Raw genomic sequence first — 15,892 nt, 5'->3', positions numbered from 1 at the left:
GGCAAGTTATCGTGCGCGAAGGGTCGTGGCGCTGGCCGAGTGGTTGCGGGCCAGCAGCGTGTACACCGTGGGCAACACGAACAAGGTGAAGAGCGTACCGACCAGCATCCCCGACACGATCACCACACCCAACCCGAAGCGGCTGTTGGCACCCGCACCGCTGGCGAACAACAACGGCACCAGCCCGACCACCATTGCCGCAGTGGTCATCAGCACCGGCCGCAGGCGAATCTGTGCCGCACGCAGAATGGCCGTGTGCCGGTTCAGCCCTTCACGCGCCTGCAGCTCATTGGCGAACTCGACCATGAGGATGCCGTGCTTGCTGATCAGACCAATCAGGGTCACCAGGCCGATTTGGGTATAGATGTTCAAGGTGGCAAAGCCCAGCGCCAACGGCAGCAATGCGCCGCAAAGCGATAGCGGCACGGTGATCAGGATGATCAACGGGTCGATCAGGCTTTCGTACTGTGCGGCCAGCACCAGGTAAATGATCACCAGCGCCGCGAGGAACGCGAACACCAGCGCGCTGCCTTCATGCACGTACTGGCGGGCATCGGATTGCCAGTCATGGCTGAAGCCGGCCGGCAGGCTGCTCGCCACCCCCTCAAGAAAGGCCACGGCCTCGCCAAGTGATACACCCGCCGCAGGGATGGCCTGCAAGGTAGCAGCATTTTGCTGGTTGAACTGCGTCAACTTGTTGGGCTCTACCTGCATCGCTACCTGCACGACGGTCGACAGCGGCACCAGCGTTTGATCCTGTGTGCGCACGAACTGGCGCGCCAACCCCTGCGGAGTAAGGCGCTGATCGCCCACGCTCTGCGGAATTACATCATAGGAGCGGCCCTCCAGGCCGAAACGGTTGACGTAGTTCTCACCGACCAGCACCGCCAGCGATTCACCGATGTCCTGCATGCTTATACCAAGGCTGTTGGCCTTGGCGCGATCAATGCGCACCTGCACCACCGGACTGTTGTAATCGAGGTCACTGTCGACGACGGCAAACAGGCCGCTGTCTCGTGCGCGCTGTTTGATCTCCTCCATTGTCTGGTAAAGCAGCGCATGGCCCTGTGGACTGCGCAGCACCATCTGCACCGGCAGGCCGCCGGTAGAACCGGGCAACGCCGCTAACTGGAAGGCAAAGATACTGGTGCCTTCGACTTCATTGACGGCGCCCTGCAGTTGCGCCTGGATCTGCGCGGCTGATCGCTCGCGCTCGCCCCAGGTCGACAGGTTGATGCCACCGATGCTGGAGGCCACGCCGTCGCTGCCGTTGATGATCCAGGTGCTGACGGTCTCCGGGATGCTTGCGTAGACGGCATCGAGTTTATGGGCAAAACGTTCCACATAGTCCAGATTTGCATGCTGCGGCGCCTTGATCGCGGTCAGCACGTTGGCCTGATCCTCAGCGGGTGCCAGCTCGCGCTGCGGCAACTGATACAGCAGGGGCAGGCTCACGCACACCAGCAGCGCGAACCCGGCAGTGGCCCAGCGGTGGCTCAGCGAAATACTCAACAGCTGGCCATAGTGTCGCGTCAAACCAGCAAAGAACTGCTCGGCGGCATGCGCCATGCGCCCTTCCTGCTGTCTGGCTGGCAACAGCAACGAGCTCATGACCGGCGACAGGGTCAGGGCAACCACGCCCGACACCACCACCGCGCCGGCCAGGGTCAAAGCAAACTCCTTGAACAATGCGCCCGTCAGGCCGGCCATCAGCCCAATCGGCGCATACACCGCCGCGAGGGTAATGGTCATGGCGATCACCGGCCCGGCCACCTCACGCGCGCCGATCAACGCAGCGGCGACCGGTGACTTGCCCGCCGCGATGTGCCGATGGACGTTTTCGACCACCACGATGGCATCGTCCACCACCAGCCCGATGGCCAGCACCATGGCCAGCAGCGTCAGCAAGTTGATGCTGAAGCCGAAGGCCAGCATTAAACCTGCGGCGCCCAGCATCGACAGCGGAATGGTCGCCACCGGGATCAACACGGTGCGCAACGAGCCAAGGCACAGATAGATCACCACCACGACCACGAGCAAGGCTTCGAGCAAGGTGTGAATGACCTCATCGATCGACGCCTCGATGAACCGCGAAGTCTCGAAGGCCAGTTCGACCTGCACGCCGGGCGGCAGGGTCTGGCGGATCTGCGGCAGCAGCTCCTTGATCCCTGCGACGATCACCAGCGGGTTGCCAGCCGGGGTCGGAAACAGCCCCAGGTGTACCGCGGGCGTGCCATCCATCAAGCCGCTGGTTTCCGACGCTGCTGCTCCCAGCTCGACCGTGCCGACGTCCTTCAACTTCACCAGGCGGTTGCCGTCGTTGTGAATTACCAGCTCGCGAAATTCGGCGACGCTGGCAAGATCGGTATTGACCCGCACGCTCGACACCACGTACTGGCCCTTGACCTTGCCGGGTGCGGCCTGAAAGTTGTTGCGCCGCACAGCCTGCGCGACATCGGCAGCGGTCAACCCGCGTGCAGCCAAGCGGTCGGCGTCCAGCCACAACCGCATCGCGAGCCGTTGCCCGCCGAATACCTCGACCTTGGCAACCCCTTCGATGGTGGAGAACATCGGCTCCACCACCCGCGCCAGGTAGTCGGTCATCGCTGGCGTAGCGAGCGATGCGCTGGAGAAACCAACATAAGCGACGGCGGTGGAGTCGCCGGACGAGCGTTCGATCACCGGGTCATAGGCCTGCGCCGGCAGCTTGTAGCGAACCTGATTGACCTTGGCCATGACCTCGGTCAGCGCCTGGGTCGAGTCGCGGTTGAGCTCCATCCTGAGGGTGACCAGGCTGCGCCCCTGCACCGAGGAGGACGATAGATAGTCAATGCCCTCGACGGACGACACCGCTTGCGCAATCGGCTGGGTAACGAAGCCTTGCATCAGCTCCGACGATGCTCCCGGATACTCGGTCATGACCGTGATGGTCGAGCTTTCCAGCATGGGGTATTGGCGGATCGGCAGCTTGCCCACTGCGAGCAAGCCCAGCAGCAGAATCAGCGTGCTGACCACCAAGGCGAGCACCGGGCGGCGCACGAAAACATCGGTAAATTTCATGGCGACACCTGTGCGATATCGCTGGCAAGCGGATCTGGTGCGGCCAAGGTGTCATGCGTGACCTCGTCGACGGCCATGCCATCGCTGAGCTTGAGCTGCCCTGAGGTGACCACCCGATCTCCTTCGCGCAGGCCCTTGTCGATCTCCACGCGACCATCGCGCCGCTCGCCGGCCTCGACGGCGACACGCTTGACCACCAGCATCTGCTGGTCGTTGCGTTCCGCCACGAATACCGTGTCGCCATAGGCTGTGTAAGTCACCGCCGTTTCCGGAATGGTGAGCACCGGCTGCGTCTCGGCGAGCGCCACCTGGATGCTCGCGTACATACCGGCCTTGAGCAGGCTGTCGGGGTTGGTCAGCGTGGCTTGCACCTGGACCGTACGCGAGCGGTCGATCAACGGATCAATCGCGCTTACCTTTGCCTGGAAACTGCGACCAGGATAAGCATCGACCAGTAGCTCGACCGGCTGCCCGACGTAGAGGCCTGGGCTGCTTTGCTCGGCGAGCGAGAAGTTGGCGTGAAGCGTGCGCGCGTCGACCAGGCTGACAATTGCATCACCAGCGTTCAGGTACTGGCCTTCATGCACACGGCGGATGCCAACCACCCCGGAGAATGGCGCACGAATAGCCTTTTGTGCGATCAACGCCTCATTCTGCCGTAGCGCGCCGAGGGCCATGTCATGTGCCGCCCTTGCGTCGTCGAGCTGCTCCTGGGTCGCGGCGTTTTGCGCGACCAGGCTGCGGGTGCGTGCGAGCGCTGTCTGCGCATTACGCAGCTGTGCCTGAAGGCGTATGCGCTCGGCTTGCTCGGGTGCGTCATTGAGTTGCAGCAGTAACTGACCCGCGGCAACCGCCTGCCCCGAGGTGAACGAGATCATGGTCACCCGACCACCGACCTCCGCCGGCACCTGCACCTGGCGAGCGGCTTCCAGCCCGGCGATTGCGGAGATGCTACTCGAAGCGTTGCCGTGCTCGACGGTAGCGAGCGCGACCTTGGTCAATGCAGTCACTCCAGCTGTGTCTGCAGTGTCTTTGAAATTACCCGCTGCATAGAGCGCAGCGCACAGGATGAGGGCACACGCTGCGATGGCGAGGGCACGGGTCGTTTTTGTATGCATGGCGAAGAGGCTCTTGGTCTCGGACTTGGTTCGGTTCATGCCCAGCGGCCGTTGAACAGGAAAAAGCTGCCCAACGTCCAGATCAGTAACGCCAGGTGACCGCGTTGCAGGTCGTCTTCGCGAATCCAGTAAGCGAACCAAAGGCCGCCCAGATGCATGGCCAACAGGCAGCCAGTGAAAGCACTCAGGGCAACGTTGAGCCAAGGACGGGCTTGCTCCAGGCCGCCGCCGATAAGCAACAGGTAACACCCGATCCAGCACGCAAGCAAAGCAACGCACTTCAGCACCAGCAGCACGGACACGGCCAGGCGATGCCAGCGCACGGAGGTCAGCGCACGCTCCGACAGGATCGAATGGATAGCGGGAGGTTGTTGCAGCGACGTCATCGACATCGTCACCCCCACCGCGTGGACCAACTCACGAAACCCGCGCAGGTTATCGATCACAGCGATCGTCAGCCAAATGGCCAGGCCGACTGCGTACAGCGACTGAAACAGCCACACAGAACTATCCAAACTCATAGAAGTGCCTTTATCCGTAGAAGCGCTATTACCCGTTGCCGCTGCAGACGGCTGCCATTGCAGCCAGCCCGCACGGGAGCACGCGCCGATCCCACGGCGCGCGCGCAGATTTGCCAAATGCAGCGCGAGGCACTCTAATACCTCAAGTTATCTTGAGGTCAAGCACCATGGACAAAGAACTGGAATCGACCGGTCCCTACCGGACATTGAGCGTCGGCGAGGTGGCCAGGCGCAGCGGCGTAGCGGTCTCTACCCTGCACTTCTATGAGTCCAAAGGGTTGATCACGAGCACGCGCAGAGAAGGTAATCAGCGCCGCTACTCGGCGATCATGTTGCGCTATATCGCCATCATCAAAGTGGCACAGCGCACCGGGATTTCCCTGGAGTCCATCCGCGCAGCGTTCAGCCAGTACCCGGTCGGCAGCAAACTCACCGCGGCGCAGTGGAAGGTGATGTCGTCGCAGTGGAAGGCCAACCTCGATGAGCGCATTGAACGGCTGACGAGATTGCGGAACGAACTGGACAGTTGCATAGGTTGCGGGTGTCTATCGCTGGATGACTGCCCGTTGCGCAACCCAGGTGATGTACTCGGTGAAGCAGGCCCTGGCCCGCAGATTCTGGAACGCTCCTAGTTGCACATTGTAAGCCACGCATAAAAAAACCCCGGATCCTGACGGACACGGGGTTTTGTCATTCAGCTGCAGCAAACGCCCAAGCGGCTTGTGGCCAGCGCTCGCCAGAAGCTGTCAGTGCCTCACGCCAGGACCTCGCGCGGCTTGCCCAGCATCCAGTCGCAAAGCATCGCCGCGCCGAGGGTCAGCGCCGAAGGCACCAACCACGCCAGGCCTTGTTCGCTCAGCGGCAGATGCGCTACGGCATCCGGCAGCATGTGCGCGAGCGAAGTGCCTTTGATCGCGTCGACCATGCCGAACAACAACGACACCGCCATCACCGGACCCATGATACGCACCGGCGAGTTCCAGATCCCTTTGCAGAAGCTCAGCGCCACCAGCACGATGCATGGTGGATAGATTGCCGTCAGCAACGGGATCGAGAACATGATCAGCTTGGTCAGGCCAAGGTTGGAAACCACCAGCGAGAAACCGGCCAGGATCACCACCAGCGTGCGGTACGACAGCGGCAGAATCTGGCTGAAGTACTCGGCACAGGCGCAGGTCAGGCCAACCGCAGTCACCAGGCAGGCCAACGCGATCAAAACCGCCAGGAAGCCGCTACCAAGCGAGCCAAAGGTGTGTTGCACGTAGGCATGCAGCACGGCCGCGCCGTTGGTAGCTTCAGCGGCGATGTCATGGCTGCCGGCACCGAGGCGGAACAGGCTGATGTACACCAGTGCCAGCCCTAACCCGGCGATCAGGCCAGCGATGACTGCATAGCGGGTGATCAGCTTTGGCGACTCGACGCCACGCGAGCGGATCGCGTTGACGATGACGATACCGAAGACCAGCGCCCCGAGGGTGTCCATGGTCAGGTAGCCATTGATGAAACCCTGCGAGAACGGCGCGGCAACGTAAGCCGGCTGTGCTTCGCCGATGGTCCCGGCAGGCAGCGCAAACGCAGCGATACCCAGGGCCGCCAGGGCGAGGATCTTCAGCGGTGCAAGGAAGCGGCCCACGGTATCGAGCAGCTTGCCGGGGTACATGGACACTGCCAGCACGATGATGAAGTACACCAGGCTGTAGATGAACAACGCCAGCGGGCTTTCACCGGTCAACGGCGCTACGCCCACTTCGAACGACACCGTCGCCGTACGTGGGGTAGCGAACAGCGGGCCGACCGACAGGTAGCAGACCGCCGCCAGCAGGCCACCGAAGAACTTGCCGATCGGGCTGCTCAACGCGTCCATGCCGCCGCCGACCTTGGCCAGGGCAACCACGGTGATGACCGGCAGGCCTACCGCAGTGACGAGGAAGCCCAAGGCTGCCATCCACACGTGCGGGCCTGACTGCAAGCCAACGATCGGCGGGAAGATGATGTTGCCGGCGCCGACGAACAGCGCAAACGTCATAAAGCCAAGCGCCAGAATATCCTGGCCTTTGAGAACTTTCATTTAAGGAAATACCACACTACTGAAATCGGGATTTAGAGAGGGATTTCCCCTTGGATGAGGGAAATATGGGACCGTCCGGGTGGGACAGACCTTTTTGACATACCCGCACCCTTTTGGGGCGCCGACACGAAAGTGGGCGACAGTGTAACCAAGTTGCACCCCGACTGCACGGCTGGCTGACGAGGTGTCTCGCCAATGCAATTGGCTGTCGCGGTTATGAACGACAGCCCCAGTGAGCTGACTTGCGGTACTGCTGAAACGACAAAGGCCACCCGAAGGTGGCCTCTGTGCGCGTGGGGGGTCTAGCGTATTACTTCTTGGCTTCCCAGCCAGTCAGCTCGGCCAGGGCCTTGCCGATGTCGGCCAGCGAACGCACGGTTTTAACACCTGCGTCCTGCAGCGCTGCAAACTTCTCGTCTGCAGTGCCTTTGCCGCCAGAGATGATTGCACCAGCGTGACCCATACGCTTGCCCGCAGGAGCGGTAACACCAGCGATGTAGGAAACGACCGGCTTGGTCACGTTGGCTTTGATGTAGGCAGCGGCTTCTTCTTCAGCCGAACCGCCGATCTCGCCGATCATGACGATCGCTTCGGTCTGCGGGTCTTCCTGGAACAGCTTCAGGATGTCGATGAAGTTCGAGCCTGGGATCGGGTCACCGCCGATGCCGACGCAGGTCGACTGGCCGAAGCCGGCGTCGGTGGTCTGCTTGACAGCTTCGTAGGTCAGGGTGCCGGAACGCGACACGATACCGACCTTGCCTGGCAAGTGGATGTGACCTGGCATGATGCCGATCTTGCACTCGCCCGGAGTGATCACGCCTGGGCAGTTAGGGCCGATCAGGGTAACACCCAGTTCGTCGCACTTGACCTTGGCATCCAGCATGTCCAGGGTAGGAATGCCTTCGGTGATGCAGACGATCAGCTTGATGCCGCCCAGGGCTGCTTCAAGGATCGAGTCCTTGCAGAAAGGAGCTGGAACGTAGATGACCGAAGCGTCAGCGCCGGTAGCTTCTACAGCTTCTTTCACAGTGTTGAACACTGGCAGGCCCAGGTGAGTGGTGCCGCCCTTGCCCGGAGTCACGCCGCCAACCATCTTGGTGCCGTAGGCGATGGCTTGCTCGGAGTGGAAAGTGCCCTGCGAGCCGGTGAAGCCCTGGCAGATGACTTTGGTGTCTTTATTGATCAGGACGCTCATTACTTGCCCTCCGCAGCTTTGACAACTTGTTGAGCAGCGTCGGTCAGGCTGGTTGCAGCAATGATGTTCAAACCGCTTTCTGCCAGTACTTTAGCGCCGAGTTCGGCATTGTTGCCTTCCAGACGGACGACAACCGGTACCTTGACGCCGACTTCTTTCACAGCGCCGATGATGCCTTCGGCAATCATGTCGCAGCGAACGATGCCGCCGAAGATGTTGACCAGTACGGCCGCGACATTGCTGTCGGACAGGATGATCTTGAAAGCTTCGGTCACGCGCTCTTTGGTAGCACCACCACCTACGTCGAGGAAGTTGGCTGGCTTGCCGCCGTGCAGGTTGACGATGTCCATGGTACCCATGGCCAGGCCAGCACCGTTGACCATGCAACCGATGTTGCCTTCCAGCGCTACGTAGTTCAGCTCGAAGCTGGCAGCGTGGGCTTCACGAGGATCGTCCTGGGACGGGTCGTGGAAGGTCTTCAGCTTAGGCTGACGGTACATTGCGTTGGCATCGATGTTGATTTTGGCATCGAGGCAATGCAGGTCGCCGTCGGCCTTGATGACCAGCGGGTTGACTTCCAGCAGGGCCAGGTCGTGTTCTTTGAACAGCTTGGCCAGGCCTACGAAAATCTTGGCGAACTGTGCAACTTGCTTGCCTTCCAGACCCAGCTGGAACGCCAGTTCACGACCCTGGAATGGCTGAGCGCCAACCAGTGGATCGATAGTAGCCTTGATGATCTTCTCAGGAGTTTCGTGAGCGACTTTCTCGATGTCCACGCCACCTTCGGTGGAAGCCATGAACACGATACGACGGCTCGAACGATCGACTACAGCGCCCAGATACAGCTCTTTGGCGATGTCAGTGCAGGACTCGACCAGGATCTTGGTCACTGGCTGACCGTTGGCGTCAGTCTGGTAAGTCACCAGACGCTTGCCCAACCACTGTGCAGCGAACGCCTTGGCGTCTTCTTTGCTGCGAACCAGCTTGACGCCGCCCGCTTTACCGCGACCACCTGCGTGAACCTGGGCTTTTACAACCCACTCGGAACCGCCGATCTTGTCGCAGGCTTCTGCTGCTGCTTCAGGGGTGTCGACTGCGAAACCCTTGGAAACTGGCAGGCCGTATTCAGCGAACAGCTGCTTACCCTGATACTCGTGAAGATTCATGCTTTATACCGTCTTCGTTAGGTACTGCGCTTCGGCGCTGCGCCAACAATGGCGCCGCACCACCTGTGACCGTTAAACCTTCGGGTGGTCCCGAAGGTCCGGTCCGGCGGACGTTCCGCGGTGAGTCATGCACGCAGGACTCACGACGGGCGACCCGCCGTGGTTTCTTATAATTAACGCTTCTTGCGGTTGGCGACGTGAATGGCACCGCCATTCACAGCCAGAGCGGCTTCATGCAGCGCTTCGGACAGGGTCGGATGGCTGAACACCATCATGCCGATGTCTTCGGCGCTGGTGCCGAATTCCATTGCGATTGCGCCCTGCTGAACCAGTTCGGCAGCCGATGGGCCAATCACGTGCACACCCAGAACGCGGTCGGTCTTGGCGTCGGCGATGACCTTGACGAAACCACCGGTGTCGTTGGCAGCCATCGCACGGCCGCTGGCCGCGAACGGGAAGGTGCCCACGTTAACCTCTACGCCTTCAGCCTTCAAGGCTTGTTCGGTCTTGCCGACCCAAGCGATTTCCGGGTGGGTGTAGATAACCGATGGGATCAGGTCGTAGTTCATCTGAGCCTTGTGGCCCTTGATGCGCTCGACAACCATGATGCCCTCTTCCGAGGCCTTGTGCGCCAGCATCATGCCACGCACCACGTCACCGATGGCGTACACGCCCGGCACGCTGGTTGCGCAGTAGTCATCGACGAAGATGTAGCCGCGCTCGTCGATGTCGACGCCACTGTCGGCAGACAGCAGTTCGGTGGTCACTGGACGACGGCCGACCGCAACGATCAGCTTGTCGAAGGTGATCTTCTGCTCGCCGTTGGCATCGGTGTAAGTCACTTCGACTTCGTTGCCGTTGACTTGCGAGCCGGTCACCCGAGCGCCCAGCTTGATGTCCAGGCCTTGCTTGGTCAGGGTCTTCTGGGCTTCCTTGGCAACTGCAGTATCGGCAGCCATGAGGAAGGTATCCAGAGCTTCCAGGACAGTTACCTGAGCACCCAGACGCGACCATACCGAACCCAGTTCCAGGCCGATCACGCCAGCGCCGATCACGCCCAGACGCTGCGGAACGGTCTGGAATTCCAGGGCACCGGTGGAGTCGACGATGACGTTCTGGTCGACCGGAGCCGGCGGAATGTCGATCGGACGCGAGCCGGAGGCCAGGATCACGTTTTCGGCTTCGATGATTTCGGTAGTGCCGTCAGCCTTGGTGACTTCGACTTTCTTGCCAGCCAGCAGTTTGCCGTGGCCCTGGATCGAAGTAACACCGTTGGCCTTGAACAGGGTGGCAACACCGCTGGTCAGGTTCTTCACGATGCCAGCCTTGCGGCCAACCATGGCAGCAACGTCCATCTTCACTTCGCCAGTGGAGATACCGTGCACGTTGAAGCTCTCTTTGGCTTCCTTGTATTTCCAGGAGCTGTCCAGCAGCGCCTTGGAAGGAATGCAACCGACGTTCAGGCAGGTACCGCCCAAGGCCAGCTTGCCTTCGGCGTCGGTGTACTTCTCGATGCAGGCGGTGCTCAAGCCAAGCTGAGCGGCCTTGATCGCGGCAACGTAGCCACCAGGGCCTGCACCAATCACTACCACGTCGAATTTCTGGGTCATAAAAGATTCCTTTTCAGCTACAAGCTGCAAGCCTCAAGCGGCAAGCGACGGGCTCGCACGGGAGCCGGCCGGTTGCCGCTTGCAGCTGCGTGTTAGATGTCCAGCAGCAGACGAGCCGGGTCTTCCAGCAGGTTCTTGATGGTGACCAGGAAGGTTACTGCTTCCTTGCCATCGATCAGACGGTGATCGTAGGACAGCGCCAGGTACATCATCGGGCGAATGGCAACCTGACCATTGACCGCCATCGGACGCTGGATGATGTTGTGCATGCCCAGAATAGCCGCCTGCGGCGGGTTGACGATCGGGGTCGACATCATCGAGCCGAATGTACCACCGTTGGTGATGGTGAAGGTACCGCCGGTCATGTCTTCGATGCCCAGCTTGCCGTCACGAGCCTTCTTGCCGAAGGTGGCGATGCCGTTCTCGATTTCCGCCAGGCTCATCTGCTCGGCGTTGCGCAGTACTGGAACCACCAGGCCACGGTCGCTGGAGACGGCAACGCCGACGTCAGCAAAGCCGTGGTAGACGATGTCGGTGCCGTCGATCGAGGCGTTGACTGCCGGGTAGCGCTTGAGCGCCTCGGTAGCGGCCTTGACGAAGAACGACATGAAGCCCAGGCGTACGCCGTTGTGGGACTTCTCGAACAGGTCCTTGTACTTCGAACGCAGAGCCATGACTTCGGTCATGTCGACTTCGTTGAAGGTGGTCAGCATCGCCATGTTCGACTGGGCTTCGACCAGACGCTCGGCGATCTTGGCGCGCAGACGGGTCATCGGCACACGCTTCTCGGTACGGTCGCCAGTGGCGGTCAGTACTGGAGCGGCAGCAGCAGCGGCTGGCTTGGCAGCAGGAGCCGCGGCAGGCGCGGACTTCTTGTTGGCAACGGCAGCAACCACGTCTTCCTTGGTGATACGACCGCCTTTGCCAGTGCCGGCGACGGTAGCCAGATCGATACCGCCTTCTTCAGCCAGCTTGCGCGCGGCCGGTGCAGCGATCGGGTCGTCTTCGCCAGCGTCGGCAGCAGCGGCCGGGGCAGCGCCGCCAGCAGCAGGCGCGGCAGCAGCAGGTGCAGCGGCAGCAGCGCCGCCTTCAACGATCGAGCCCAGCAGTTCGTCGGAGAGGACGGTGTCGCCCTCGCCCTTGACGATCGGGCCGAGTACGCCGTCGGCAGTGGCGAGCACTTCCAGGACGACTTTGTCGGTTTCGATGTCAACGATCAGCTCGTCACGCTTGACGGCGTCGCCCGGCTGTTTGTGCCAGGTGGCAACGGTGCCGTCGGCAACCGATTCCGGGAAGGTTGGGGCTTTGATCTCGATAGCCATTAGCAGTGTTTCCTTAAATTCGGTTTCAGGTGCGCGAAAGCATTAAACAGTGAAGGCGTCTTGCAGCAGTTTTTCCTGCTGTTCAGCGTGCTTCGATGCGTAACCACAGGCTGGCGCGGCAGAAGCGTCGCGGCCGGCGTATTCCAGGACCAGTGCCTTGTTGTGGCGGCCCAGGATACGGCGCATGTGGTGCTGGCTGCTGTACCAGGCGCCTTGGTTCATTGGCTCTTCCTGGCACCAGACGGCGGCCTTGAGGTTGCTGTACGGCGCCAGGATTTCGACCAGGTCGTCTTCCGGGAACGGATACAGCTGCTCGATACGCACGATGGCGATATCTTCGCGGCCTTCGGCACGGCGTTTTTCCAGCAGGTCGTAGTAGACCTTGCCACTGCACAGGATCAAGCGTTCGACCTTGGCCGGATCGAGGGTGTCGATTTCCGGGATCACGGTCTGGAACGAGCCTTCTGCCAGGTCTTCCAAGGTCGACACGGCCAGCTTGTGGCGCAGCAGCGACTTCGGCGTCAGGACTACCAGCGGCTTGCGCAGCGGGCGGATCACCTGGCGACGCAGCAGGTGGTAGATCTGTGCCGGGGTGGTCGGTACGCACACCTGGATGTTGTGCTCAGCGCACAGCTGCAGGTAACGCTCCAGGCGCGCCGAGGAGTGCTCAGGACCCTGGCCTTCGTAGCCGTGCGGCAGCAGCATGGTCAGACCGCACAGACGGCCCCACTTGTGCTCGCCACTGGTGATGAACTGGTCGATCACCACTTGCGCACCGTTGGCGAAGTCGCCGAACTGGGCTTCCCAGATCACCAGCGCGTTTGGCTGAGTGGTCGAGTAACCGTATTCGAACGCCAGAACTGCTTCCTCGGACAGGAACGAATCGTACAGATCGAAACGTGGCTGGCCCGGGTACAGGTTCTGCAGCGGGATATAGGTGCTGGCGTCCTTCTGGTTGTGCAACACCGCATGGCGGTGCGAGAAGGTGCCGCGGCCGATATCCTGACCGGTCATGCGGATCGGGTGACCTTCGAAGGCCAACGTGGCGTACGCCATGGTTTCGGCATAGCCCCAGTTGATCGGCAAGCCACCGGCCTGCATCTTCTGGCGGTCTTCGTAGATCTTCGACACCTGACGCTGCACGACGAAGCCTTCCGGCATCTCCAGCAGTTTGGCCGACAGGTCCTGCAAGGTCTTGAGGTCAAAACGGGTGTCGTGACGCGCGGTCCAGGCATGGCCCAGGTATGGACGCCAGTCGACGAACAGTTCGCGGTTCGGCTCCTTGACCAGGCTCTTGACCACATGCAGACCGTTGTCCAGTGCGTTGCGGTACTCGTCGATCTTGGCCTGAGCACGCTCGGCATCGACACGACCGGCCTGGATCAGCGACTCGGCGTACAGCTCACGGGTGGTGCGCTGCTTGCTGATCTGCTGATACATCAGTGGCTGGGTGCCGTTAGGCTCGTCCGCTTCGTTGTGGCCGCGGCGACGGTAGCAGACCAGGTCAACCACCACGTCACGCTTGAACTGCATGCGGTAATCGATGGCCAGCTGGGTCACGAACAGCACTGCTTCCGGATCATCACCGTTGACGTGCAGGATCGGCGCCTGAATCATCTTGGCGACGTCGGTGCAGTACTCGGTGGAACGCGAGTCGAGCGGGTTGCTGATGGTGAAACCAACCTGGTTGTTGATCACGATGTGCACGGTGCCGCCGGTCTTGAAACCGCGGGTCTGCGACATCTGGAAGGTTTCCAGTACCACACCCTGGCCAGCGAACGCAGCATCACCGTGAATCGAGATCGGCAGTACCTTGTCGCCAACGCTGTCGTTGCGACGGTCCTGACGGGCGCGCACCGAACCCTCCACCACTGGCGAGACGATTTCCAGGTGGGACGGGTTGAACGCCATGGCCAGGTGAACTTCACCACCCGGGGTCATCACGTTCGACGAGAAGCCCTGGTGATATTTAACGTCACCCGAGCCCAGCTCGTTCATCTTCTTGCCTTCGAACTCGTCGAACAGCTCGCGCGGGTTCTTGCCGAAGGTATTGACCAGCACGTTCAGACGGCCACGGTGGGCCATGCCGATCACGACTTCCTTGGTGCCGTAGGAGCCCGAGCGCTGGATCATTTCGTCCAGCATCGGGATCAGGCTCTCGCCGCCTTCCAGACCGAAGCGCTTGGTACCTGGATACTTGGTGCCCAGATACTTCTCGAGGCCTTCACCTGCGGTGACACGCTCAAGCAGATGCGCCTGCACATCAGCGGAAAACTCCGGACGCCCACGCACGCTTTCGAGACGCTGCTGGAACCAGCTACGCTGCTCGGAATCGACGATATGGGTGAACTCGGCGCCGATGGTGCGACAATATGTCTTCTCCAGCGCATCGTGAATTTCGCGTAGGCTCGCTTCCTCTTTGCCGATGAACAGGTCGCCGGCACGGAAGGTCGTATCAAGATCGGCATTGGTCAAGCCGTAGTGATTGATCGACAGGTCTACGGGCGCAGGGCGCTGCCACAACCCCAACGGGTCGAGCTTGGCAGCCTGATGGCCGCGCATACGATAGGCCTGGATCAGTCGCAGAACTTCAACCTGCTTCTTCTCGTGTTCACTGCTCACGCTCCCGGCGGAAACCGGTTGAGCGCGGCGCTGGTTCTTTGCCAGCAGTACGAAATGGTCGCGGATTGTCGAGTGCGATACATCGGTAGCGGTGCTGCCGTCGGCGGGCAACTTCTGGAAGTAGGTGCGCCACTCTTCTGGCACAGCGTTAGGGTCGTGCAGGTAGAGTTCGTAGAGCTCTTCCACATATGCAGCGTTACCACCTGAAAGGTGGGCGCTTTCCCACATGCGCTGCATCACGCTTTCTTGCATGCTTGGTCACCCTCGTTCGGGGACGAATCGGCAAGTACCTCAATACGCATGAGAAAGCCCGAGAACAGCGACCAATCACGCCACCGAGGATCCTGCAGATTTTCCGGGTACCAGCCCGGAAGCCCCTGCTGGTCTCAAATCTTCATAGGTAATGGGCGTGGGCCTTATCGACCCCTGCCCGGGTTTCACCTCCGCGCGGGCTCACCACCCGCGCTTCAGTGTCTTGCACTTGCAACAGCTGTGTATCAGGTGCCGCTTTGCAGCAGCATGTTACGTACGTGACCGATTGCCTTGGTCGGATTCAGACCTTTAGGGCAAACGTTTACGCAGTTCATGATCCCGCGGCAGCGGAATACGCTGAACGGGTCATCCAGGGACGCCAGGCGCTCCTGAGTTTTCGTGTCGCGGCTGTCGGCCAGGAAGCGATAGGCCTGCAGCAGTGCAGCTGGACCGAGGAACTTGTCCGGGTTCCACCAGAACGACGGGCAGGAAGTCGAGCAGCAAGCGCACAGGATGCACTCGTACAGACCGTCCAGCTTCTCGCGCTCTTCTGGCGATTGCAGGCGTTCGATAGCCGGAGCTGGCGAATCGTTCTGCAGGAATGGCTTCACCTTCTCGTACTGCTTGTAGAAGATGCTCATATCGACGACCAGGTCACGGATAACTGGCAGGCCCGGCAGCGGACGCACGACCAATTTGTTACCTTTTACTACGGCAGACAGCGGCGTGATGCACGCCAGACCGTTCTTGCCGTTGATGTTCATGCCGTCGGAACCACAGACACCTTCACGGCAGGAGCGACGATAGGAGAAACCTTCGTCCTGCTCCTTGATCAGTGCCAGCACGTCCAGCACCATCAGGTCCTTGCCACCGGTGTCGACTTCGAAAATCTGAGTTTTCGGCGCCGAGTCGGTGTCCGGGTTGTAGCGATATACTTCGACTTTCAACATAGCGGCCA

General features: G+C 60.9%; 11 protein-coding genes. 1 reads left to right on the top strand and 10 read right to left on the bottom strand.

What is annotated here, in order from left to right:
• Positions 1-6 precede the first annotated feature (6 nt).
• From ACIOAU_RS03845 to ACIOAU_RS03835, 3 genes are read right to left on the bottom strand one after another with little or no spacing between them, the layout of a single operon-like run.
• Entirely contained in the window at positions 7-3,060 is a 3,054-nt protein-coding gene (locus ACIOAU_RS03845; protein ID WP_401180046.1) for a MexW/MexI family multidrug efflux RND transporter permease subunit, read from the bottom strand.
• Positions 3,057-4,178, bottom strand: a complete 1,122-nt coding sequence (locus ACIOAU_RS03840; RefSeq protein WP_401180043.1) for an efflux RND transporter periplasmic adaptor subunit — start codon at positions 4,176-4,178, stop codon at positions 3,057-3,059. The genes ACIOAU_RS03845 and ACIOAU_RS03840 overlap by 4 nt, the downstream gene beginning before the upstream one ends.
• Positions 4,179-4,213: 35 nt before the next feature.
• On the bottom strand, positions 4,214-4,699 hold the full coding sequence (locus tag ACIOAU_RS03835; RefSeq protein WP_150573383.1) for a DUF2165 family protein: 486 nt from the start codon (positions 4,697-4,699) through the stop codon (positions 4,214-4,216).
• A 167-nt stretch (positions 4,700-4,866) separates the two neighbouring features.
• On the opposite strand from ACIOAU_RS03835, the gene soxR reads away from it, so the two are divergent.
• Positions 4,867-5,331: a redox-sensitive transcriptional activator SoxR gene (soxR, locus tag ACIOAU_RS03830; RefSeq protein WP_401180039.1), complete on the top strand. Its 465-nt coding sequence runs from the start codon at positions 4,867-4,869 to the stop codon at positions 5,329-5,331.
• A gap of 122 nt (positions 5,332-5,453) precedes the next feature.
• On the opposite strand, the gene brnQ is transcribed toward soxR, so the two are convergent.
• The 7 genes from brnQ to ACIOAU_RS03795 form a co-directional block, all read right to left on the bottom strand.
• Complete coding sequence (gene brnQ, locus ACIOAU_RS03825) at positions 5,454-6,767, bottom strand: branched-chain amino acid transport system II carrier protein (RefSeq protein ID WP_401180036.1); 1,314 nt, start codon at positions 6,765-6,767, stop codon at positions 5,454-5,456.
• A 310-nt stretch (positions 6,768-7,077) separates the two neighbouring features.
• Positions 7,078-7,962, bottom strand: coding sequence for a succinate--CoA ligase subunit alpha (gene sucD / locus ACIOAU_RS03820; RefSeq protein ID WP_101318141.1), 885 nt, complete (start codon positions 7,960-7,962; stop codon positions 7,078-7,080).
• Entirely contained in the window at positions 7,962-9,128 is a 1,167-nt protein-coding gene (gene sucC / locus ACIOAU_RS03815) for an ADP-forming succinate--CoA ligase subunit beta (RefSeq protein WP_008091914.1), read from the bottom strand. The genes sucD and sucC overlap by 1 nt, the downstream gene beginning before the upstream one ends.
• A 173-nt stretch (positions 9,129-9,301) precedes the next feature.
• Positions 9,302-10,738: a dihydrolipoyl dehydrogenase gene (gene lpdA / locus ACIOAU_RS03810; RefSeq protein ID WP_101318139.1), complete on the bottom strand. Its 1,437-nt coding sequence runs from the start codon at positions 10,736-10,738 to the stop codon at positions 9,302-9,304.
• Positions 10,739-10,830: 92 nt separating this feature from the next.
• Positions 10,831-12,060, bottom strand: coding sequence for a 2-oxoglutarate dehydrogenase complex dihydrolipoyllysine-residue succinyltransferase (odhB, locus tag ACIOAU_RS03805; protein ID WP_103436750.1), 1,230 nt, complete (start codon positions 12,058-12,060; stop codon positions 10,831-10,833).
• Between the two features lie 42 nt (positions 12,061-12,102).
• Positions 12,103-14,934 carry a 2-oxoglutarate dehydrogenase E1 component gene (locus ACIOAU_RS03800; RefSeq protein ID WP_101318135.1) on the bottom strand — a complete coding sequence of 944 codons (2,832 nt, stop codon included), beginning with the start codon at positions 14,932-14,934 and terminating at the stop codon, positions 12,103-12,105.
• A gap of 245 nt (positions 14,935-15,179) precedes the next feature.
• Positions 15,180-15,884: a succinate dehydrogenase iron-sulfur subunit gene (locus tag ACIOAU_RS03795; protein WP_101318133.1), complete on the bottom strand. Its 705-nt coding sequence runs from the start codon at positions 15,882-15,884 to the stop codon at positions 15,180-15,182.
• Positions 15,885-15,892 lie beyond the last annotated feature (8 nt).

It is taken from the genome of Pseudomonas sp. NPDC088322, assembly GCF_044740745.1.
Classification (GTDB): domain Bacteria; phylum Pseudomonadota; class Gammaproteobacteria; order Pseudomonadales; family Pseudomonadaceae; genus Aquipseudomonas; species Aquipseudomonas shirazensis.
This window is presented reverse-complemented; position numbering and strand designations above follow the sequence as displayed.